Genomic DNA, 22316 nt, shown 5'->3' with positions numbered 1-22316 from the left:
CTGCTCCTGGCTCTCGAGCGTGCCGGAACCGAATCAGCCTGAGCCGTCGCTTCGAGGCATCGTCGATGCGACGGATATGACGGACCTTGACATGCAACCGGTTGCATGAAACGTTGTCCCGCAACCTACCGGCGAGAGACGTGAACGCCGGGCGCCTGGGGGAAGGTGACCATGCACTCGCTTGACTGGTATGCCTCGACGACCCGACCGTCGTCCCGCCCACTCGACGTCCGGGTGCACGACGACCGGACGGCTCTGGGGCGGGCCGCCGCCGCCGACGTCGGCGCGCTGCTGCGGTCGCTCACCCGGTCGCAGGAGCACGTGCGGGTGATGTTCGCCGCGGCCCCCAGCCAGCAGGAGACACTGCACGCGCTGGCCGAGCAGCCCGGTATCGACTGGTCGAAGGTCACCGCCTTCCACATGGACGAGTACCTCGGGCTCTCCCCGGAGGCGCCGCAGCGCTTCGGCAACTGGCTGCGCGCAGCCCTCTTCGACCGGGTGCACCTCGGGAGCGTGCACCTGATCGACCCCGGCGCGGATCCGCAGGCCGAGGCCGAGCGGTACGGCGCCCTGCTGACCGCCGCGCCGCTCGACGTGGTCCTGCTCGGCATCGGCGTCAACGGCCACCTGGCCTTCAACGACCCACCCGCCGACCTCCGGGACCCCGAGCCGGTCCGCGTCGTCCGACTCGATGAGACCAGCCGCGAGCAGCAGGTGCAGGACGGGCTGTTCGAAACCGTCGAGGCGGTGCCCACGCACGCCCTCACCGTCACCATCCCGCGCCTGCTGTCGGCCGCCCGCGTGTTCTGCATGGTCCCGGGGCCCAGCAAGGCCGAGGCCGTACGGGCCGCCCTGCGCGCGCCGATCTCCGGCCGGCACCCCGCCACCGCGCTGCGCACCCACCAGGCCGTCAGCCTCTACCTGGACAAGGAGTCAGCCCCCGAATGAGTGATCGCACCCGGCGACTGTCCGGCGAGTACCTCGGTGTGGTGACCGATCTGTTGAACCGCATCCGCGACGAGGAGGCCGAGAACATCGACGCCGCCGCGGTCGTGCTGGCCGACCAGATCGCCGCCGACCGGCTTGTGCACATTTTCGGCCCCGGCGGCCACTCCAACCTGGCCAGCCAGGAGGTGTTCTTCCGCGCCGGCGGGCTCATGCACATGTCCGCGATCCTCGACGAGGGGACGCTGCTGTCCAACGGCGCGCTTCGCTCGATGGCGGTCGAGCGCACGCCGGGATACGGTCGCGTCGTCATCGATGACGCCGACCTGGGCGCGAATGATGTGCTGATCCTGGTCAACGCTTACGGCATCAACGCGGCGTTGATCGACGCGGCACTGACCGCGCGCGAGCGCGGGGTGCGGCTGATCGGCGTCAGCTCGCGCGAGCACGCCGAGGGCACCGCCCCCGGCCACCCGGCCCGGCACCCGTCAAAGGCCAATCTGCACGACCTGGTGGACGTCGCGATCGACACCAAGGTCCCCATCGGCGACACAGCGGTGAGCATGGAGAAGGTCTCCGAGCGGCTGGCGGCGGTCTCCACGTTCGCCAACGCGTACACCCTCAACGTCCTGGTCCTGGCGACCGTCGCCGAACTGGTCGAGCGGGGCGTCGACCCGCCCGTGTGGCGCAGCGGCAACGCGCCTGGCGGCGACGAGGCCAACGGCCGGTTCCTGGCCCGATTCCGCGACCGGGTCGGCGCGCTTTGATGCGGCTCGTCGGGCGGGACCCGGTCAGCGGCCGGGCGCTGCGCGTGGACATAGCGGGCCGGATCATCGACGCCGTGACCGAGGTCGACGATCGCCCGGACCGATGGATCGCCCCGGGGCTGATCGACCTCCAGGTCAATGGTTTCGCCGGCCACGATGTCAACACCGCGGACGTCGATGTCGACACGGTGCGCGGCCTGGTGAACGCTCTGCGCGCCATCGGCGTCACCACGGTCGTGCCGACACTGGTGACCGCGAGCGAGCACCGGCTGAATGCCGCGCTGGCCGTCATCGCCGCCGCCCGCGCGCAGGATCCGGGTATCGCGCACGCCATCCCGTTCGTACATCTGGAGGGGCCGTTCCTGTCCGACCAGGACGGCCCGCGCGGCGTGCACGACGCCGCCTCGATCCGGCCTCCGGACATCGAGGAGGTACGCCGCTGGCAGCGGGCCGCTGACGGCCTGGTGGGCATGCTGACCCTCTCACCGCACTGGCCCGGCAGCCCGGAGTTCATCCGCCAGGTCACCGCGCTTGGCGTCCAGGTGGCCGTCGGGCACACACACGCCACCGCCGACCAGGTGCGCGCCGCCGCCGACGCCGGCGCGACCCTGTCGACCCACCTGGGCAACGGAGCGCACGCGATGCTGGCCCGGCACCCGAACTACATCTGGGCCCAGCTCGCCGACGACCGGCTGCGCGCCGGCCTCATCGCCGACGGCCATCACCTGCCCGCCGACACGTTCACGGTGATGCTCCGGGCTTTGGGCCCGCACCGGGCGCACCTCGTCTCCGACGCCACCGCGTTGGCTGGATCCCCGTCCGGCCGCTACACCACGCCGGTCGGGGGTGAGGTTGAGCTGTCGCCCGATGGCCGCCTGTCCCACGCGGGCACGCCATACCTGGCCGGTGCGGCGCGCAGCCTCACCGACGGCGTCGCGATCGCGACCCGGCTGGCCGGCATCGGACTCGGGGAGGCATTGCGGCTGGCGACCGGCAATCCGGCCCGGCAGCTGAGCGGTGCGTCGCCGGAACGCGGTGCCCTGCGACCCGGCGCCGCTGCCGACCTCATCACCTTTGCCTTCACTCCCGGCGAGGACACCCTGCGCATGCGCCAGGTCGTGGTCGCCGGCGTCGAGCACCCGGGAGGGCGAGCATGACCGTGCCCGTCGGATGGGCGGTGCGCGACGTCACGCCACCGCCGGGTATCGCGATGTCCGGCTTCGCCGCGCGCACGCTGCCCGCCACCGGCACCCACGACCCGATCACGGTGCGCGCCCTTGCCGTCGGCGAGACCTGCGTAATCAGCGTGGACGTCTGCGGGCTGCACGAGGACACCTGCACCAGGATCCGGGCGGCGCTGCCCACGGCCGATGAGCATGTGGTGGTCACCGCCACGCACACCCACGGAGGTCCGTCCGTCATGCCCGGACGGCTGGGCGCGGCCGGTGCGCCGGCGTACCTGGAGACGATCACGGCCGCCGCGATAGCCGTGGGCACCGAGGCGCTGCGCGAACGGCGTCCGCTGCGCATCGAATACGCCGAGACCGGCCCGCTCCCGGTGGCCGCGAACCGGCGGCACGGCGGCCGGCCCGCCGAGGCCGTCGTACAGGCGCTGCGCTTCGTCGACGCCGCGGACGCGGTGCGGGCCTGGCTGGTCAGCTACCCGTGTCACCCCGTCGTGCTCGGTGCCGGCAACACGCGGTGGACCGCCGACTACCCGGGTGCGGTGCGGGCACGACTGGAACAGGCGGCCACCGGTTCCACGGCGCTCTTCCTCACCGGCTGCGCCGGCGACATCAACACCGGCCACCGCGCCCAGGCGTCGTACTCGACCACGGCCGCCCCGGCCCGCACGTTCGAGGCGTGCGCGCACATCGGCGGCCTGATCGCCGACGCGGTCCTGACTGCCCGCTACCGGCCGATCCGACCGACGGACCCGATCGCTGCCGGCTGCGTCCCGATCGAGCTTGGACTGGCGACCCTCGATGAGGAGCCTCCCGACCGGCTGGCGGCGCGATGGGCCCGGCAGCGGGCCACCGCCGAGCCGGGCCAGGCCGAGCTGCTGTCCTCCTGGATCGACTGGGCGAACGGGCCGGCCCGTGCGGCGGCGACCAGCTGGCGCGGCACGGTCAGCGCGCTGCGCTGGGGAGCCGTGGAACTGCTCGCGCTGCCCGGCGAGCCCTTCCTGGCCACCGCCGTGGCGCTGCGACGGTCGGCGCCCGCCGGCCGGTCGCGGATCGTGCTCGGCTACGCCAACGGCTGCCCGGGATATCTCCCCACCGCCGATGAGTACGCGCACGGCGCGTACGAAATCCTGGACGCCCACCGCTACTACGGTATGCCGGCGCCATTCGCCGCAGGGGCGGCCGAGCTGGCGGCCGCGCGAGTGGCCGAGCTGGCGGCCGGCCTCGCCGCCGGATCGGCATGAGCGCCAATCGGGTCAGATCCGCCGGATGGCCGCGATCCCTTTAGGCTGCACCCTATGGGGAATGCTCACGGCGCGGCGACGATCAGTCAGGTCGCGGCACATCTCGGCCTCGCGACCTCCACGGTCTCGCGCGCGTTCAACCGGCCGGAGATGCTGCCGGCCGGGACCGTCGCAAGGGTCAAGGCCGCGGCGCAGGAACTCGGCTATCGCCCCAACCGCGTCGCCCGTGCGCTGTCGACCGGCCGATACGGCAATCTCGCGCTGATCGTGCCGGACATCGCGAACCCGTTCTTTCCACCGATCATCCGAGCCGCGCAATCGTACGCGGACGCACAGGACCTATGCTGCCTGCTCGGCGACTCCGACGAGAAGGCCGCCCGCGAGGAAGAGCTGATCGCCCGGCTGGCGCCCCAGGTCGAGGGGCTGCTGATCGTGTCGCCGCGGTTGCCTGCGAGCCGTCTTCAGGCGATGGCCGACCGCTGGAACATCGTCGTCATCAACCGCGACGTCAAGGGCGTCCGGCGCGTGCTCATCGACACCAGCGCCGGAGTACGGCAGGGCATGCGGCATCTGGCCGAGCTCGGGCACCGCCGGCTGGCCTACGTCGGCGGACCGGCCCGGTCCTGGTCGGATCAGCAGCGTGCGAAGGCGGCCACAGCCTATGCCCGCGAGCACGGTCTGGATTTGATCAAGTGCCGTGCCACGCCGGCGACCTACGCCGGCGCCAAGGAGGTCGTGCCGGATCTGGTGACCGCCGGAGTCACGGCCGTGGTCGCCTTCGACGACGTGGTCGCCCAAGGTGTCATCGGAGGGCTGGCCGAGCACCACCTCGCGGTGCCCGCCGACGTCAGCGTCCTGGGCTGTGACGACATCCTGGCCGGCACCTACCTGCCGCTGAGCACCATCGCCGCGCGCTGTTCCGAGGCGGGCGAGCTGGCGGTGCGGCTGCTCCTCGAACCGTCTGAGGGGCGGCGCTCGCCGGACCGGCAGGTTCTTGAGTGCCCGCTGGTGCTGCGATCCACCACGGGACCGGCGGCACGTTGAGAAACCCGTCGACCGCCCCGACCGCCCCGACCGGCCGGGCGGCGACCCTGCGGGGGAGCGAGCCGTCCCACACCGCACACCCGCCGGCCCCGCACGGACGGGCCCACCGCTGATGGCCCTGTCCTGTAACTGCTCGGAGTCGGTCACGTCGGCCGTCCTGTCACCACAGGTCAGAGCATGCGGCGGAGTGTGCCGTTGACACCGTGAGCGGCCAGCTGACGCACGCTCTCCTCGAGCAGCGCCCGGAAGGTGGGGTTCTCCACAAGCCCCTCGCCGAAGACATCGGTCGCACGAAGCACACCGTCCAGGCGCGAGCCGAGCCCGGAGCCCGACTCGGGCCCGGCCGCCTCGCACAGCAGCCCGGCCAGTGGATCCTGCACGGCAAGCGCTCGGCCTTCGTCGGACTCCGCGACCACGGTGTAGCGCAACCAGGCCGCCACGGCCAATACGGCCCACCGCGGCTCGCGCCCGGCCGTGAGCCGATCGCGCACGGTGCCCAGCAGCCGGATCGGCAGTTTCTGCGAGCCGTCCGCCGCCACTTGGGCCGTCCGGTGCGGCAAGGCCGGATTGGCGAACCGCCGCAGCACGCCGGCGGCGTACTCATCGAGATCAACGCCCTCGGGCGGCTTCAGCACAGGGACGGCGTCCTCGGTCAGCAGCCGGCGCGCTGCCTCCGCGAGCAGCGGATCGGCCACCGCACCCGCGATGAACTCGTGACCGGCCAGCCCACCGAGATACGCCAGAGCGGAGTGCGCCGCATTCAGCATCCGCAACTTGGCCTGCTCGTAAGGCGTGACGTCGTCGGTGAACGTCACACCCGCCCGCTCCCACGCCGGGCGCCCCGCGGGGAACTCCTCGGTCATCACCCACTGCGAGAACGGCTCGGCCACCACCGCGGCCCGGTCCACCACGCCCAGCGCCTCGGCCACCTCCGCGAGATCGTCCTCCGTGGTGGCGGGCACGATCCGGTCCACCACGGACGACGGAAAGCCGACCGCGCCGGAGAGATAGTCCAGCAGCGGACGGGAGTGCTCCGCGGGCAGCAGGTGGCAGAAGTCCTCCAGCAGGGTGCGGAGCGTCTCCCCCGAGGCCGGGATGTTGTCGCAGCAGGCCAGTGCCAGGGGAGCACCGCCCGCCGCAAGCCGTCGCTTCAGTCCCGTCATCAGCAGACCGGGCACGGTCCGCGGCGGACTGGTGTCCGCCGCGCCGCCGGCGCGGGAACTCAATCGGTCAGCGTCGGCGCGCACCTCCTCATCGACTTTCAGCCGGCCGACCGCGTCGCGGCGGTAGCCCTTCTCGGTGACCGTGACGGTGACGATCCGGGTGGACTCCGCCGCCAACGCCTGGAGTACCCGGCCGGGTTCGCTCGGCAGATGCGCCGCTTCCCGCAGCGACCCCACGACGCGGGCGTGGGCGAAGTCGCGGTCCCGCTCCAGCACGGTGTACAGGCAGTCCTGCCGACGCAGGTTCTCCACCACGGCGGTGGAGCGGAGGTTCACCCCGAGGATCCCCCACTCGTCCTCCCCCGAGACAGCCATGGCGTTCTCGGTATACACGGCCTGATGCGCACGGTGGAAGGCGCCCAGACCGATGTGCACGATCCCGGTGGATCGTCCTCGGCCGCCCGGCCTGGGACGGACGGCCGAGGACAGCGCCCCGGCCGTATCGGCGTCGAGCCGGGGCGGGGTGGGCGGGCTGTCTGCTGTCGGGGGCACTGCCGGCTGCTCCTTCGTGGTCGGGCCGCGGTCATCTGACGCGCATCTCACCAGTCGTGCATGGTGCCGTCGCGGAGCCGGTTCACGGGCAGGCTCCTCGGGGTGTACGGGTAACGAGCCGCTGCCTCCTCGTCGATGGACACGCCCAGGCCCGGGGAATCACCTGGGTGCATGTATCCGTCGGTGAAGGTGTACTCGGTCCTGAACACCTCCTCGGCGGGCGCCAGGTGCCCCATGTACTCCTGGATGCCGAAGTTCGGCACCGTCAGGTCCAGGTGCAGCGCGGCGGCGAAGGAGACGGGAGAGAGGTCACCGGCGCCGTGCGAGCCGGTGCGCACCCCGTACAGGTCGGCCAGGTCGAAGATCCGCTTGAGGTGCGTGATGCCTCCGGTGTGTGAGACCGAGGTGCGGATGTAGTCGATCAGCCGGCCGGTGATCAGATCCCGGCAGTCCCAGATCGAGTTGAAGACCTCACCCACCGCCAGCGGCGTGGTCGTGTGCTGCCTGATCAGCCGGAACGACTCCTGGTCCTCCGCCGGGGTCGGATCCTCGATCCAGAACATTCGGTACGGCTCGAGAGAGCGCCCCAGCCGCGCCGCCTCCAATGGTGAAAGACGGTGATGCACGTCGTGCAGCAGGTGGAAGCCGAACCCGAACCGTTCGCGTACCGCGGCCATCAGAGCCGGTGCGAAGTCCAGGTAGGCGCCGGTGTCCCACACATTCTCGGTCGGCACGGCGGCATCGGCCGGCTCGTACGTCATCCCGGTCCCCTGGCCGTGCAGGCCGTAGGTGCTCTCCAGGCCCGGCACCGCGGCCTGCACGCGCACCGCCCGGTAGCCCTTGTCGAGGAACCGTTCCACGTCCTCGAGCAGTTCGTCGACGCTCCGGCCGTTGGCGTGACCGTAGATCATCACGCCGTCCCTGGCCTGACCACCGAGCAGCCGGTACACCGGCATTCCGGCCGCCTTGCCGGCGATGTCCCACAGCGCGCAGTCGACCGCGGCGATCGCGGTCATCGTCACCGGGCCGCGCCGCCAGTAGGCGCCCCGGTACAGGTACTGCCAGGTATCCCCGATCCGGTCGGCGTCGCGGCCGATGAGCATCGGGCAGACATGGTCGCGCAGATAGGAAGCGACGGACAGCTCGCGCCCGTTGAGGGTGGCGTCCCCCAGGCCGGTGATCCCGTCCTCGGTGGTGATCTTCAGCGTGACGTAGTTGCGTCCGGGACACGTCACGATGACGTCGGCGGCGACGATCTTCATGAGGCTCTCATTCCTTACTCGCGGCAACAGGACTCAGCTGCTGTCCGGGGACGGCAGCGTAGCCTGGCATGCAACCGGTTGCACAGCAAGCCCGGAAGAACACGGGGATGGGTGAGGATGCGGGAGAAGCCAGCGTGCCGATCAGACGGGAGACCGTCGGGTCGGAGGCCACCGGCCCGAACACAGCCGGCTCGGCTCGCAGCAGGCCCACATCGGCCAGGCAGTCCCCGCCCAGCGCCACCACGAGTGCCACTTCGAGCAGGATCTTGCCCGGATCGTGCACCGCCCGCGGTCTGCGCCACGGCGCCGGCGCCGCCGATATCGCCGCACCAGACCTGTCTTGCGGACCGTCTCGACCGCAGCACGGCCCCGGCCTGCGAAATCCGACGCCGGCCGCATGATCCTTGCGCCATGGGCCCTGCCTTGCGTGCCGGCCGGTGAGCCGGGCTCCCTCACCACCTGTTCGCGCGCCGTACGGGAGACCGTGATGGCCGATCTGCCACCTCCGCCCACCCCGGTCCTCGAACCCACCGCGACGGAGCGATGTCCCGTCCGCAAGACCCCTGCCTTGATGTTCATGCGGGTGTCGCTGTGCTGCGTCACCTGGTCACACGACGTCGGAAGAACCGGGAACGAATTTCGTGCGACGGGCACCGCCCGGTACTCAGTGATTCCACGGGAGGGGATCACAGGTCCGGGAAAGGCTCGGTCAGAGATGCCATTGACGTCGATGTCACAGCGGCGCAAGTTGATCTCGTGGTGGCCGGACGCTGACCGCGTTGGCGCTCATGCCCATCGGAACGGCAGCGGCCACTGCTGCCCCAGCGCCGAGAGCGAGCACAGCGCGGCGGGAGGGGCGTGATCACGATTGTCACCGCGGTGCCGGGAGTGCGAGAGGTGCCAGAGGGCGGAGGCGTCCTCAGGCCGGTTGATTGTCGGATCGGCCTGACTCCAGCCCCGCGCCCGGCACCACCGGTGGCGCGGAGCCGAGCAGCTCACTGAATCGGTCGCCGACGTCAGCGGGCAGCGGTCCGGCGTAATCGATGCCGAGGAACTGCGCGAGTTCGCGGGCATGCAGGCGGACGGCTGCCTCGACAAGCCGCGCGTATCCGTCCGTCGCGCCGCGGGTGCGCAGACGAGCAGTCACCCCCAGCAGCACCGCGATGATGCCGGCGGGCCACCACACGTACGCCAGCGGCGCGTACAGCACCGCCCAGGCGCCGAGTTCGGTAGCACGGGCGACGGCAGTACGTGTCGCGATGATCTCGTTGCGCTCCAGATCAGGAAGGATCAGCCACATGTGCGGCCAGATCAAGGCCAGGTCCAAGCGATGGTCACGCAGCAGCCTCACAGAAACGGCGTGGATCCGGTCACCGCTCCAGGTCGGCCGGTCCGGCCGTTCCACAGAGACCGCTGCCCTGGTGCGGAGCGCGGAATGCCGCGTTCCCGGGTCGAGACGACGGTTCAGTGCCAGCGCGCGCGCAGACTCGGCCCACCGGCCGCTGTATTCGCGGTGTGCCTCGTCCCATCGGTTCCGGCGGACCTGAGTCCGGCGTCGCGCAAGGGCGCGTGCCGGGCGCGGCCACGAACGCCAGTCCGCTGCCAGCACCCCCCGTTCGATCGCCGACCCCAGAGCGCGGGCCGCAAGACCTGTTGCCACAGACGCGGCGAGGACGGCTGCCAGCAGTACGATCTGGCCGCCTGCGGTGGTCACGGCCGGATCATGAGCCCAAGCGGTGATCTGGCGGACGAGGTGAGAGACATCCAGTGCCTGCGACTGGCCGAGGGCTCGGGCGGTCGCGGACACGGCGAGATACAGCGCCCCGGGGAGCGCCAGCAGGCTCAGCCACTTGTCGGCGAGGCTCTTGCCGAGTTCGGTGCCGAACCCGCCGAGAATCTCCTTCACTTCGCGAGTGTGGTGCGCCGGAGGGGAGTGCCCGTCACATGGCAGACAGGGGTGCCGTCCGGCCCTGGCCAGGCGTAGCGGGCGCACGGATGACCGGCGCGCGGGCAGAGCAAGACCGGTTCGCCCGGCCGGTCGGCGTCGATCCCGGCCAGGGTCACCACCGACGCGTCACGGGTGCGTCCGAAGACGCCGATGGCGTCCTGCGCCCGCCGCAGGGCGCGATGAACGGCCTCGAGCAGCTCGGTGGGGTCCGTCCCGTCGCGCAGGACGGCGAGCAGCTCATCGAGTCGCCGGAGGCCGTCCGCCGGGCCGTGTTCCAAGGTGGCGCGGATCTGCCCGATGTTCTCGCAGACGTGTGAAATACCGTCAGCGACCTGTTCCGTCGTCCGCGTACTGCCGCGTGCCACTGGGCCTTCTCCCGGATGCCGGCCGACTCCCAGACCCCGACGCTGCGGGGTGCTGCCATCGTACGCTGAGACGCGCCGCCACGAGGAGGATCGGATGGGACGCCGCGACCAACTTCTGCTGCTGCTCGGTGAGTTCATGCAGGGGATCCGAGAGACCGGTGATCCGTCGCAGGCGTGGGCGCCTGATGTGATCGCGACAGCCGAGAACCTGACCGCAAGCCTCAATGAGGAAGAACGCTGGGACATCCCGGCCAGGCACCTGGTAAGCGACGTGGCAGACCTCGACGAGTTGGTCTCGGTCAACCGGCAGGCCTTCAAGGCCGATCCCGGCAGCGCGTACCTGCTCGCCGGCCTGAGCACCGTGCTGCTGTTTCGCTACGAGAAGCTGGACACGACGGCGGACCTGGATGAGGCCGCAGCCCTTGCTCGTCGCGCCGTTGCGATCTCGGCGGCGGAGGACCACGATGACTACCTCTTCTGCCTGCTCCAGCTCGAGCGCGTGCTGTGGGCACACTTCCGGCACTCCGGCGAATCCGGCGACCTGGACGAGGTGATCGCCACCCGGCGGTCGATCGCCGACGCGACGCCGGCCGACGACGCCGAGCGAAGCGAGCGCTTCTCCCAACTGGGCCATGCGCTGGTGACCCGCTTCGAAGACCGGACGACACCGGCGGACCTGGACGAGGCCGTGGCTGTCCTGCGCAGCGCCCTGGCGAGCGCGGCGACGGACGCCGAGCGCTTGTTCTGCCTGTCGGATCTCTGCTGCGCGTTGCACGCCCGCTTCGACCACTCGGCCACGCGAGCTGACCTGGACGAGGCGGCAGACCTCGCCCGAAGCGCTGCGGTTCAAGCACACCCAGAACTCTCGCCGGGACTGCTGATCAGCCTGGCTGTCGTGCTGGACAGCCGCGCGCGCACGACTGGGGCTCTGGCCGATCTCGACACGGCGATCGGGCTCGTTCGGCGTGCCGCCGCGGAGACGGCCTCCGGGCGACAGCCACGGGCGAGCCGGGCTTGTGGGTACATCCAGGCACGGGCAGCGGGCCTCTGGAACGCCCCGAAGAACGACGATGAGCCTGGGCACACGGAGGTGCAGCGCCTGCTTGGTGCCTATCTGACGCGGCGATTTGAGTGGACTGACGTACTGGCTGACGCGGATGCCCTCGTCCAGGCACGCCGGGAGGCGGTCGCGACGATGAGTGCTGATGGTGCCGCGCGCGCCAGGAACCTGGCTTCGCTCAGCTACGCGCTCAAGCTCCGGTTCAACCGGGCAGGCAGGCGAGCGGACCTCGACGAAGCCGTGATGACGTGTCAGCACGCCCTTGATATGGATCCCGACAATGTCGTCTGTCTGGTGTCCTTGAGCGACACCATGAAACTCCGGTTCCTGGCGGACCGAGACGAGGCAGACCTTGAGGAAGCCGTGGAGATGGGCCGCCGTGCAGCATGGATCGCGTCGGAGAACGACGAGGTCCGGGCAGACGTGCTCGGGAACCTTTGTGAGTTGCTGCGGACCCGCTTCGACCTGCACCCGTACTCGGCAGATATCGATGAGGCGGTGGACGCCGCACGTCAAGCCATCGCGATGGCCGGGGATGACTTCGACCGGCCGAAATGGCTGCTGGTCCTCGGGGAAGCGCTGCTGACCCGTATCACCCGCGCCCGCCACCGTCGCGATTCCCGCGACGAGCCCGGTCGCGAGGCCGACCGCACGGAGGCACTTCGAGTCATAGCAGAGCTGGTCCGCTCCCCTGCAGCGCCGCCACGGCTACGGGTACAGGGCGCAAAGATCGGCGCATGGCTGGCCGCCGAAGCTCCTACGCCTGGCAGGGAGGATCTGGCGCTCGCCTCCGACCTACTGGAGACGGCGGTCAATCTGCTGCCCGAGGTGGCGCCGCGTCGCATGCGCCGTGACGAACAGCAGGGCGCCATCGAGTCGGCCGCGGGCCTCGCCGACGATGCCGCGGCGCTGGCACTGGCCGACCGGACCCGGCCGCTGACGGAGCGCGCGCGGCGCGCCCTCTCGCTGCTGGAGGCAGGGCGTGCGGTGCTGCTGAGCCAGCTCCTGGATACCCGTGGCGACCTGACCGGACTCCGGGAGACCCACCCGGAACTGGCGGCGCGATTCACCGCTTTACGTGATCTTCTGGATCGGGACGCCGACCCGACGCTGCCCGGCGATTACGACCGCATCGGGGCGGCCGCGGCCCTGGCGGCGACGCTCCGCGAGATCCGGGGCCTGGAGGGCTTCGCCGCCTTCGCCCTGCCTCCCACTGCTGAGGAGCTTCTTGCCGCGGCCGGCCAGGGCCCGGTCGTCAGCTTCAATGTCGCGTACCGCAGCGACGCCCTCCTGCTCACCGCGGAAGGCATCGTTGCGCTGCCCCTGCCCGCCGTCACCGCGTCAACGGTGATCGACCAGGTCAACGCTTTCCACGTGGCACTGCGGGAAGCCCACGATCCGGCCGGGGACAGAGTCGCGGCGCAGGGCACCCTCACGAACGTCCTGAAATGGCTCTGGGACAACGTCACAGGCCCGGTCCTCGACGTGCTCGGCTACCACGGTTCCCCCGCCGACGGCGCGCCCTGGCCTCGGGTGTGGTGGGCGCCTGGCGGGTACCTCAGCCTGCTGCCGCTGCACGCCGCCGGCCACCACGACGATCCTGCGAGCCGGCGGACGGTCATGGACCGCGTCGTATCCTCCTACACGCCCACCGCCAGGACCCTGCGGCACGCGCGACGGCGGCAAGCGGCGACGAGCACCTCCGCGAACCGTTCACTGATCGTCGCCATGCCCGCCGCCCCGGGGCTACCGGAGCTGCGGAACGTCCCGGACGAGACCGAGCTGCTGGTCGATGTCCTGCCCAGCCCCCTCGTCCTGTCCGAGCCGAACCGCGACCGGGTCCTGGCGGAGCTGCCTGGCCGCCTCGTCGCGCACTTCGCCTGTCACGGCAGCTACGATCTCGACAACCCGGCGGCCGGCCGGCTCCTGCTGGACGACCACGAACGGAATCCGCTGACCGTCGCCGATCTCAACGCCGCCAATCTCGACGGCGCCCAGCTTGCCTACCTCTCCGCGTGCCACACCGCCGTGAACCCGGCCGAGCGCCTGCTGGGGGAGGGGATGCACCTGGCCGGGGCGCTGCAGGCGGCAGGCTTCCCGCAGGTCGTCGGGACGCTGTGGGAACTGGACGACGAGATCGCCGTCGAGATCACCGAGGACTTCTACACCTGGCTCCGCGACCCGCAGACCGGGAGACTCGGCCTCAACCACGCCGCACATTCCCTGCACCGCGCCGTCCGCATTCAGCGGGACCGGTACTCCGGCACGCCGTCCCTGTGGGCATCGCATCTGCACTTCGGCGCGTGAAAACGATCAGACCTCCCCCAGGATGATCCGGCGCAGCTCCGGCAGGTACCGGACAGCTGGATCACCCCGGAACGACAGCGGGCCGGACCGCAGGACTGTCGCGCCGAACCCGGGGCTGTCCGGCCGCGCACCATGCACGCCGACTGGGGTGCCGTCGCCGTTTATATCGGGTGATGTGGCGTACACCGGGCCGGCGTAGCGCAGGCTGTGCACCGTCTCGACACCCGCTGCCGCGCAGCCGAGGAGCACCAGCGCATCAGCGTCCAGAGCGTGATCCCGCGCCGCGAGACCTGCGACAAGCCCGCCGTAGCCGTGCGCGATCACGGTGATGCGGGCCGGGCCGGGCCGGCGCCCGGAGTGCCCTGACGTCACCCGCAGGCCGGCAAGAAAACTGGCGAGCCGCGGGGCGCCGGCAGCCGCGAAGGCCGGGGCCCCGGCTTCCCGGGACGACTGGGGTGCCGCATAGTCGGCCCAGGTGATGACGGACACCGAGTCGTCGTCCGGTCCTGACGCGACCTTGCGGAACAGATCCTCCGCTCGCTCCAGGAGCCTCTCCAAGACGGGTAACCCCGCACCGACGCCGGGGACCGTCACGACGACCCAGCGCGCGTGGTCCGGGTTGTTCCGCGCGATGATCACGCGCCCGTCCTCGGCATCGAAGCTCAGGAGCAGGATGCGGTCGCTGTCCGGCATGGACCGCAGTGTGCACGGCTGGTAACGGGATGGCAACCGCCTCGGCACGCAACGACCTGGGCCGGCTGCCTTTCGCAACCTCGTTTTTGTGGGAGAAATCTGGGAGCAGACCTCCCCCCAGAGGCCCATTCATGCCTCGCGAGACTGGCTCCGGCTCAGGCTGGACACCACCAGACCTGCTCGCTCCGGCTCGGGTTGAATCGGATGCTACCCCTGGGGCCGACGACTTTTGAGAATGACCGTCTCAGACCCACGCTTGGAAGGTAGGACAAGCTTAGGCGGATGCTGCGGCGGACTGCTCAGCCGTGTCGCCGGTCGGCTCCGTGTCGGCAGCCGAGTAGAAGACGGACTTCTGCTGCTTGGTTCGGTGGACTTGTCCCTTGGCGACGAGCGCTTCGAGGGTGCTGCGCACCACGGTGGCCTTGATATTACGGTCTGGGTGTGCCTGTTGGAGAGCGGTGGTGACTTCGGCGGCGGAACGTGGCTCGTTGTGGTGGGTAAGCTGGTCGATCAGGAGTACACGGAGCGTGGGTGCCCCGGCTGCCTGGACCTGCTTGGCACGGCTCTTGGCCGGCCCCGTCTCCCTCTTGCCTTTCCCGGTGGCGCTACCCGCATCCTTTGGCTTGCGCGGCTTGGGCAGGGCCGCGGGCTTCGGGGCGGCAGCGTTGTCGGCCGAGGTGGTGCTCACATCGGTTCCGGACACGTTCGCCGGCGCTTCGCTGGCGAGGGCCTGCTGCATGCTCACGAGCAGGGCGTGGTCGCGCTCCAGCGCATGCAACTGGTCCTGCAGAGCGGCCATTTCGGAGCTGATACGTTCCTGCTCCTTTGCGTTGCGCTCCAAGTCGGCAGCGATTTGGGCGACATACTGAGACTTCAGAGTGGGGTGTTCCGGGAGGATTTCCGACATGACAGCTCGCTTTCGGTATGTCTTTTCGTGGCGTTGGTAGCGGATGATACTCACAGTGGCGCACGCGTCCGCCGGAGCGGTGAGTGAGCTCTTCCAACGTTGTCCCATGCAAAACCCGGGTTCGGGCCGCTGAACTGCGGCGTTCCACGGCGGACGGGGTGGGGGCGCCTGTTCAGGGGCGAGCGGTGGTCGTGCATCCACCTGTTGACGTGTTGGCCTCTGCAGTTGGTGGGCCTGTGCCTGTGCAAGGACGGGGCGCTGGAGGTGGAGCTCCTGGTACTGCGGCAGCAGCCCGCTGTCCTGCAACGTCAAGTCACGCGAACGCGGCTGGAGCGGCAGGACGCGGGTGCTGCCGGCGGCATTGTGGCGACTGCTGCCCAGGGGCGTTCACCGCCGCGCCCGCACGGTCGGCAAGGCCGCCCTGGCCGCCCACCACACTCGGGCCCTGCCCTGAACCCGGGCGTCACCCTCGGCAATTGCCGGGGTTGGACCGTGGTTCAGCGGTCGGGCAGACCAGAGCGAGGGTGGCGGTCAGGGCAAGGGCGGCGCGGATGGCCAGGGTGCGCCTGCACGGCTGTGCCGTAGGTGGCAGAGGAGGGGCAGAAACTCCAGCGGATCGTGCGACATGGCCGCCGGTATCCCGCACGGCGGCCAACGGAGCCGGGCTCGGCTCACCGGATGGTTCAGGTGAGCGCGTGCAGCAGCAGGATGTGGACCGCCGTCCCCGAGACGATGCTGAGCAGCGGGTTACGTCGCCAGTGGTGTACCAGGATGGTGGTCACGACGGCGGTGATCACCGGTATGCCGTAGGGAGAGGCGAGGACGTCCACCGTCCTGAGGTTGTAGGCGACCAGCATGACCATGATTCCGGGCGGCATCATGAGGCTCACGTACCGCAGAGCGGGGGTCTCGGTCATGCGGCCCAGCGCGGCGAACGGCAGGAGGCGGAGCGCGAAGGTCACACCCGACATGATCACGACCGCCCAGAGCAGGTACCAGTTCACTGTTCCCGAACCTCCTTCGACTCCGTCCGCTCCGCCCGTTCCGCCTGGTTCAGCCGTTCCTTCCGCTTGGTCAGCCACCACTGCACGGCGAGCATCACCAGGAAGGCACCGATCGAGACGGTCAGGAACTGATCGCCGCCCAGCCCGTACGCGACCAGTGCGGCGGCGAGGCCGAAGAGCATGGAGCGCCAGCTCTCGCGGCGGTAGGCGTGTTCCTGCGCGAGCACGATGAACAGGCCGGTCAGCGCGAAGTCCAGGCCCTCGACACTGCTGGGGATCACCACCGAGGCCACGGCTCCCAGAGTGCTGCCCAGCACCCACCAGCCCTGGCTGAACACCTGGATGAGATGGATGCGACGGCCGGAGAGGTTCTCACCCCGCTTGGCGGCCACCAGCGAGTAGGTCTCGTCGGTCAGGGCGAAGATGCCGTAGAGCTTGCGGAAGAAGCCCTCAAGACGTCCCAGGGGGAAGGACAGGCCGTAGAAGACGTGCCGGAAGTTGATCACGAGGGTGGTCGTGGCCACCGTGACCAGGGGAGTGCCGACGGCCAGCAGGCTGACGGACAGGAACTGCATGGCCCCGGCGAAGATCACTAAGCTCGACAGCGGAGCCCAGTACCAGTCCAGGCCGCTGTTGACGAGGAGCAGTCCGTAGGCGGTGCCCAGGGGTATGTAGCCCATCGCGACCGGCACCGTGTCCCGTATGGCGGAGCGTGCGGCGCTGACCCAGCTCTCGGGGGCGGAGCGGTCGGTGTCCTCCGGCGCATCGTTCGGGGTGGAGAGGTCTTGTCGCTGCACCATGACTAACTGCCTTCGTCGCTAGCGGCCTGACATATCCGGCACGGTAACACGCCTGTATCGCAGGCAAGTTGACCGCGATGCCCAGCATGTGAGCGGTAAACGGAGGGGCCTTGCCCACACATCAGTGACGCCTTGTATTGGGTGCCGGGTTCCCAAGGCGCCGGACGAGGCGCGGAACCCGTAGGCCACCGCGTATCCGGCCGAGAAGCGCTCACCACTACCCCTCGAGGGGTGCGGAAGATGATTGACACTTGCCGGATGCACTTACTAGGGTCGTTTCCACCGCCACAGAGGCGTCTAACGGTCCGAGCAACTGGCCCCACGCACGATGGAGTCCATCTCGTGTCTACCCCCGCTGACTTAGAGCCAGCTCGAATTCTCTCAGCACCAACAGGCAGGAACCTTTGGTTCCGTATTTGTCGTGCCTCTCTGGTTCCACCAGGCGACAGCAGACCACTGATCGCCTGAGGGGGTTCGCGGGTCAACGGTGCCCGTCACAGCCGCTCTCACCCTGGCGGTAGTTTCTCCTGCCTCATTGTCATGTGGCAGTTCCCTTCGCTCTTTTGTGTCCATGCTTCCGGATGATTTCCTGCCGCCGGAGGCATTCTGAAGCATGTGGAATGGCAGTGTCGCCATGCCTGTGCGAAATTTCCTGTGACTGCCTGTTGTCGGCATGCGGAAAAACGGCATCGGAGTGATCTCTTGATCGGTACGTTCGCCATCCAGAAATGGCTCTTCGAATCCGCGCAGGGGCGATACGAGATCGACCTGGCCCAGAGCGGTGTCCAGTCCGTGCGCACGGGCGAGTTGGACATCTCCCCGGAATGGCCGCTGGACTACAGCCAGGACCGTGGGCTGATGGATGTCCGTCGGGCCGTCGCGGAGCTGTACGGCGACAGCGTCAGCCCCGATGACGGTGTGATCGTGACGCACGGCGCGCAGGAGGCCCTGTACCTCTTCTACCGGTCGTTCCTCTCGGCCGGCGATCACGTCGTCACCACGGTTCCCGGCTGGCAGCAGTCGTGGGAGGTGCCGCTCCACATCGGGTGCGAGGTCTCAAAGCTGCTGTGGACGCCGGGCGAGCCGTTCGACCTGGCGGCCTTGCGGCAGGCCGTCCGGCCGGAGACGAAGGTGTTCGTGCTGAACAGCCCGGGCAATCCCTCCGGCTGTGTGATCAGCCCCGAGGAATGGTCCGGGATCGCGGAGATCGCCGAGGCGAACGGCGTGTGGATCGTCAGCGACGAGGAGTTCGAGACCGACTTCAGCCGCGCCATCGTCTCCCGGTACGACCGTGGGCTGTCGGTGTCGGGCCTGTCGAAGATGTACGGGTTCCCCGGGCTGCGCGTGGGCTGGGCGGCGGCGACCGGCACGGCGGGCGCCGAGATCATCGAGCGGATGGTCAACTACAAGCGCTACACAACGATGTGCAACTCCATGCTGAGCGAGCGACTCGCTGCGGACGTGCTCGGGAACCGGGCCCCGTATGTCGAACGGAGCCGGCAGCTGCTGCGTCCCGGTCTGGCCAAGCTCACGGAGTTCGTGAAGCGCAACTCCGGTTCGCTCACCCTCGTGCCGCCGCACGGAACGCCCTTCGCCTGGCTGCGGCTGCCCCCATCCTGCCCGTCGCTCGACTTCGTGGACCGGCTCCTTGAGGAACACCGGGTGCTGGTGATGCCGGCGGAGGTGTTCGGAGCCGAGCACGGCATCCGGCTCACCTACGCCCGGCCTCCGGAGGTCCTGTCGGAAGGCCTCGACCGCATCGAAAAGCTCCTGCACTGTCTGTGACCGCGTTCGGAGGAGGAGAAACGCCAGTGATACCCGCAGTGACGAAGGAAACCGAGCGCTTAGTGACGGTCCTCGACCGGCTGGGGCGCATGTCCGTCGAGGACTATTACAACCCCTACCGTATGTTCGAGTGGCCGGAGAAGCTCCCCGACGACGAGCTCTGGATGAGCCGCGATCTGCTGAGCGTGTACAACACCCCGGTCATGGAACAGCTCGATGAGCAGCAGCTCATCAAACTCGGCCGGTGGGAGAGCGTCAACTTCTACAGTCTCAACGTCCATGGCATTCGTGAGCTGCTCATCGAAGTGGTGGACCGGGTCCACATGCCCGGCTTCGAGATTCCCTCGGAGTTCTTCCACCACTTCATCGGCGAGGAGAACGAACACATGTGGTTCTTCGCCGAGTTCTGCCGCCGCTACGGCGGCAAGATGTACCGGTTCCCGCGGCTGAAGAGCACCACTCAGCTGCCCGACGGGGCGGACGTGGAGAACTTCCTGGTCTTCGCCCGCATCCTCATCTTCGAGGAGATCGTCGACTACTACAACTCCCGTATGGCTGACGACGAATCCCTGCACGAGACGATCCGCGGCATCAACCGCATCCACCACAAGGACGAGTCTCGCCACATCGCCTTCGGTCGGGAACTGGTCTCCCTGCTCCACGCCCGGACGCGGGAGAGCCGCACCGACGAGGAGATGCAGCGCATCGGCGCCTACATCGAGGAGTACCTCCAGTTCAGCCTCCACTCCTTCTACAGCCTGGAGGCATACGACGACTCGGGCATCGAGAACCCCATCGCCTTCCGCCAGGCCTTGATCGAGGACCCGCGGCGCAAGGAGATGGAGCACCAGGTCGCCCGTAAGCCGATCGCGTTCTTCCGCAAGCTCGGTGTGCTCGAGGGAGCGGCCGCCTGATGGCCGGCATCGGAACCGCCGACGGCGACATCGCCGGCGCCGACATCACCGTTCGGCAGGGACTGGCGTCACTCGGGGAGGACGCCACCCGACTGATCACCCTGCTCGACGGGGTGTTCCTCCAGTGGGCAGTGGACGCCGGAGCGGAGCAGCGGACGCTGCCTGCCCTGCTTCCGGTGGAGGACATCGCCACGCTCGGGGTCTACGAGAACTTCCCGCACCTGGCCATGGTGGCCACCACGCTGCGCACCGACGAGGGCCTAACGGAGCTCCAGCAGCCCGAGCGCATCGCCACCGCACAACTGCGGGACGCACAGCTGGCGCTGCCCTCGGCAACCTGCTACGGCGTGTATCTGGGCCTGCGCGACCGGAAGATCCCCGACGGCACGCTGGTGACGAGCGTCAACACCTGCTATCGCAACGAGTCCCACTTCGACGGGCTGCGCCGGCTGCGGGCCTTCCGGATGCGGGAGGTCGTCTCGCTCGGCAGTCCGGAGCACGTGCAGCGCCACATCGAGCGGTTCACCGGACTCATCCTGGACTTCGCCGCTCGCATCGGCCTGAAGCTCGAGCCGCAGTCGGCGACGGACCCGTTCTTCGACCCCGACGGTGTCCAGGCCATGTGGCAGAAGATCGCCCCCGTCAAGCAGGAGTTCGTGTACGGCGGTGAGCTCGCGATCGCCTCGGTGAACAACCACCGGACCTTCTTCGGCGATCGGTGTGGCATCCGCGCCGAAGCCGACGGCGCCAAGATCTCCTCCGGATGCGCGGCCTTCGGCCTCGAGCGGTGGATCGCCGCCCTGGCCGAGACCTACGACGGGGACTGGAAGGCCATCCTGCAGGCCGTCGAGAACGCCAGGGCCGACGCGGCCCCCGGCAGCTGACCCCACCCAGCGTCCTCCCCTACCCATTCAGCCTCCCCCCACCCCCATCAGTTCTCCCTCGCCCCCACCAAGACCCGTGACAAGGAGACGGCACCCATGACCGAGCAGCAGATGCTCGACGAAGTCGAGAAATGGCTGAGGAACCAGAACGACGACATCGTCACCCTGGACAAGGACACCGATCTGGTCGAAACGGGCCTGGTCACCTCATTGAAGATCGTGGAGCTGACCTTCCTGCTCGGCAAGCTGACGGGCCGGAAGATCGAGCTCGACGGCCTGAAGCTGGAGCAGTTCCGCACCCTGAGCAGCATCTCCGAGAACTTCCTGCGGCCCCGGGAGAACGCACAGTAGGCATCGCCCTCGCGGCCCAGCGACGAGAGGAACCGACACGCAGTGCAGGAACGCCCCGTCCAGATGGAACTCTCTTTACCCCAACCGCTCAACGCATTACCGGACGACAGCCTGGCCCTGGCCCGTTATCCGGCCCTCGCGGAGTTCCGGGAACGGCTCGGGAACACTCCGCTGGAATCCGTGCCCGGCCCGCCCGGCGGGGCCAGGATCGTGGCCAAGTACGAATTCCACAATCCATTCGGATCCGTCAAGGACCGGCCGGCGTACGCCTTGCTGTGCGGGGCCGTCAACGACCACGGTGACGCACCGGAGCCGTTGAAGCTGGTCGACTTCTCCGGCGGCAACATGGCGAAGGCCCTCAGCGGTCTGGGGGCGCTGACCGGCATTCCGGTCCGCCTCGCCATCCCGGAGACCATGCCCGACAGCCTGCTGACGACGCTCAAGGAACACGGGGCGGAGCTGGACCTCGTCAGCGCTGACCAGTTCCTCTACGGCATCATGCGGCGCGCCTCCGCCATCGCGGCCGAGGATCCCAGCTGGACCCTTCTCCACCAGCACCGCAATGTCCGCAACCTCGCTGTTCACCAGTTCGGCACCGGCCCGGAGATCCTGGAGCAGCTCGGGTCCGCCGAAGTCGGCGGCTGGGTGGCGGCCATCGGCACCGGGGGCACCCTGGCGGGCGTCGCCCGGGCCCTGCGGGGCCGGTTCCCCGACCTGACCGTGGTGGGGGTGTCTCCTGAGGAGCTGCCCTACGGCACCAGCTCGCCGCCCAACGCACGGCGGAAGTTCCCCGGTGCGGGCGGCATCGGATACGGCTTCCGGCAGCCGTTCGTGGACCGGCTCATCACGCCGCCGGAAGAACGCACCGCCTCCTATGAGTCGGCGCTGGCGGCCATGAACGAGTTCCGCGATCTGACCGGTCGGTCCATCGGGCCGTCGTCCGCCGCGAACTGGCTGGTGGCACGTGAGCTCGCCGACCGGATGCCGCCCGACCGCACGGTGGTCACCCTGTTCGCGGACGCCGGAACGGTGGAGGACTGGGCCAATGCCGAAGCCCTCCGGACCTGACGCGGGCCGCGGCAGCCGGCCCGGCCCGTCAGGCCCGTCAGGCCCGTCAGGCCCGCCTGGCGCGTCAGG

19 protein-coding genes and 1 pseudogene are annotated in these 22316 nt (G+C 69.3%); 11 read left to right on the top strand and 9 right to left on the bottom strand.

The window, feature by feature from the left end:
* Positions 1 to 171: 171 nt before the first annotated feature.
* The 5 genes from ACY34J_RS16065 to ACY34J_RS16045 are packed head-to-tail and all read left to right on the top strand — an operon-like array spanning position 172 to position 5184.
* Positions 172 to 948, top strand: a complete 777-nt coding sequence (locus tag ACY34J_RS16065) for a glucosamine-6-phosphate deaminase (protein ID WP_462727166.1) — start codon at positions 172 to 174, stop codon at positions 946 to 948.
* Positions 945 to 1712, top strand: coding sequence for a sugar isomerase domain-containing protein (locus ACY34J_RS16060; protein WP_462727165.1), 768 nt, complete (start codon positions 945 to 947; stop codon positions 1710 to 1712). Before ACY34J_RS16065 ends, ACY34J_RS16060 begins: the two co-directional genes overlap by 4 nt.
* On the top strand, positions 1712 to 2869 hold the full coding sequence (locus ACY34J_RS16055) for an N-acetylglucosamine-6-phosphate deacetylase (protein WP_462727164.1): 1158 nt from the start codon (positions 1712 to 1714) through the stop codon (positions 2867 to 2869). The genes ACY34J_RS16060 and ACY34J_RS16055 overlap by 1 nt, the downstream gene beginning before the upstream one ends.
* A complete protein-coding gene (locus ACY34J_RS16050; protein ID WP_462727163.1) occupies positions 2866 to 4140 on the top strand; it encodes a hypothetical protein in 1275 nt (424 codons plus the stop codon). Before ACY34J_RS16055 ends, ACY34J_RS16050 begins: the two co-directional genes overlap by 4 nt.
* A 54-nt stretch (positions 4141 to 4194) precedes the next feature.
* Entirely contained in the window at positions 4195 to 5184 is a 990-nt protein-coding gene (locus ACY34J_RS16045; protein WP_462727162.1) for a LacI family DNA-binding transcriptional regulator, read from the top strand.
* Between the two features lie 170 nt (positions 5185 to 5354).
* Here ACY34J_RS16045 and ACY34J_RS16040 read toward each other — a convergent pair whose 3' ends face one another.
* The 5 genes and pseudogenes from ACY34J_RS16040 to ACY34J_RS16020 form a co-directional block, all read right to left on the bottom strand.
* Positions 5355 to 6899 carry a mannitol dehydrogenase family protein gene (locus ACY34J_RS16040; protein WP_462727161.1) on the bottom strand — a complete coding sequence of 515 codons (1545 nt, stop codon included), beginning with the start codon at positions 6897 to 6899 and terminating at the stop codon, positions 5355 to 5357.
* 47 nt (positions 6900 to 6946) lie between these two features.
* On the bottom strand, positions 6947 to 8161 hold the full coding sequence (gene manD / locus ACY34J_RS16035; RefSeq protein ID WP_462727160.1) for a D-mannonate dehydratase ManD: 1215 nt from the start codon (positions 8159 to 8161) through the stop codon (positions 6947 to 6949).
* A gap of 124 nt (positions 8162 to 8285) precedes the next feature.
* Positions 8286 to 8574: pseudogene (locus tag ACY34J_RS16030) on the bottom strand (transposase); the annotation flags it as partial.
* A gap of 506 nt (positions 8575 to 9080) precedes the next feature.
* On the bottom strand, positions 9081 to 10067 hold the full coding sequence (locus tag ACY34J_RS16025; RefSeq protein WP_462727159.1) for a hypothetical protein: 987 nt from the start codon (positions 10065 to 10067) through the stop codon (positions 9081 to 9083).
* The gene (locus ACY34J_RS16020; RefSeq protein ID WP_462727158.1) at positions 10064 to 10474 is read right to left on the bottom strand and encodes a hypothetical protein; all 411 of its coding nucleotides are present in this window, start codon (positions 10472 to 10474) and stop codon (positions 10064 to 10066) included. The genes ACY34J_RS16025 and ACY34J_RS16020 overlap by 4 nt, the downstream gene beginning before the upstream one ends.
* Before the next feature lie 94 nt (positions 10475 to 10568).
* Here ACY34J_RS16020 and ACY34J_RS16015 point away from each other — a divergent pair, with 94 nt between their 5' ends.
* Entirely contained in the window at positions 10569 to 13841 is a 3273-nt protein-coding gene (locus ACY34J_RS16015) for a CHAT domain-containing protein (RefSeq protein WP_462727157.1), read from the top strand.
* Between the two features lie 6 nt (positions 13842 to 13847).
* Here the strand turns inward: ACY34J_RS16015 and ACY34J_RS16010 are convergent, their stop codons facing one another.
* The 4 genes from ACY34J_RS16010 to ACY34J_RS15995 all read right to left on the bottom strand — a co-directional run bounded on the left by ACY34J_RS16010 (position 13848) and on the right by ACY34J_RS15995 (position 17245).
* Positions 13848 to 14534: an alpha/beta hydrolase gene (locus ACY34J_RS16010; protein ID WP_462727156.1), complete on the bottom strand. Its 687-nt coding sequence runs from the start codon at positions 14532 to 14534 to the stop codon at positions 13848 to 13850.
* Between the two features lie 274 nt (positions 14535 to 14808).
* Positions 14809 to 15441, bottom strand: coding sequence for a hypothetical protein (locus ACY34J_RS16005; RefSeq protein ID WP_462727155.1), 633 nt, complete (start codon positions 15439 to 15441; stop codon positions 14809 to 14811).
* 683 nt (positions 15442 to 16124) lie between these two features.
* Positions 16125 to 16445, bottom strand: a complete 321-nt coding sequence (locus tag ACY34J_RS16000) for a branched-chain amino acid transporter permease (RefSeq protein WP_462727154.1) — start codon at positions 16443 to 16445, stop codon at positions 16125 to 16127.
* Positions 16442 to 17245 carry an AzlC family ABC transporter permease gene (locus tag ACY34J_RS15995; RefSeq protein ID WP_462727153.1) on the bottom strand — a complete coding sequence of 268 codons (804 nt, stop codon included), beginning with the start codon at positions 17243 to 17245 and terminating at the stop codon, positions 16442 to 16444. The genes ACY34J_RS16000 and ACY34J_RS15995 overlap by 4 nt, the downstream gene beginning before the upstream one ends.
* A 702-nt stretch (positions 17246 to 17947) precedes the next feature.
* On the opposite strand from ACY34J_RS15995, the gene ACY34J_RS15990 reads away from it, so the two are divergent.
* The 5 genes from ACY34J_RS15990 to ACY34J_RS15970 all read left to right on the top strand — a co-directional run bounded on the left by ACY34J_RS15990 (position 17948) and on the right by ACY34J_RS15970 (position 22247).
* Complete coding sequence (locus tag ACY34J_RS15990) at positions 17948 to 19030, top strand: pyridoxal phosphate-dependent aminotransferase (RefSeq protein ID WP_462727152.1); 1083 nt, start codon at positions 17948 to 17950, stop codon at positions 19028 to 19030.
* Positions 19031 to 19068: 38 nt separating this feature from the next.
* Positions 19069 to 19944, top strand: coding sequence for a diiron oxygenase (locus tag ACY34J_RS15985; RefSeq protein WP_462727151.1), 876 nt, complete (start codon positions 19069 to 19071; stop codon positions 19942 to 19944).
* Positions 19944 to 20828, top strand: a complete 885-nt coding sequence (locus ACY34J_RS15980; RefSeq protein ID WP_462727150.1) for an aminoacyl--tRNA ligase-related protein — start codon at positions 19944 to 19946, stop codon at positions 20826 to 20828. The genes ACY34J_RS15985 and ACY34J_RS15980 overlap by 1 nt, the downstream gene beginning before the upstream one ends.
* A 96-nt stretch (positions 20829 to 20924) precedes the next feature.
* The gene (locus tag ACY34J_RS15975) at positions 20925 to 21179 is read left to right on the top strand and encodes a hypothetical protein (protein ID WP_462727149.1); all 255 of its coding nucleotides are present in this window, start codon (positions 20925 to 20927) and stop codon (positions 21177 to 21179) included.
* Between the two features lie 63 nt (positions 21180 to 21242).
* The gene (locus tag ACY34J_RS15970) at positions 21243 to 22247 is read left to right on the top strand and encodes a PLP-dependent cysteine synthase family protein (protein WP_462727148.1); all 1005 of its coding nucleotides are present in this window, start codon (positions 21243 to 21245) and stop codon (positions 22245 to 22247) included.
* The last annotated feature ends 69 nt before the right edge of the window (positions 22248 to 22316 follow it).

It is taken from the genome of Streptomyces sp. HSS9-12, assembly GCF_054963655.1.
This window is presented reverse-complemented; position numbering and strand designations above follow the sequence as displayed.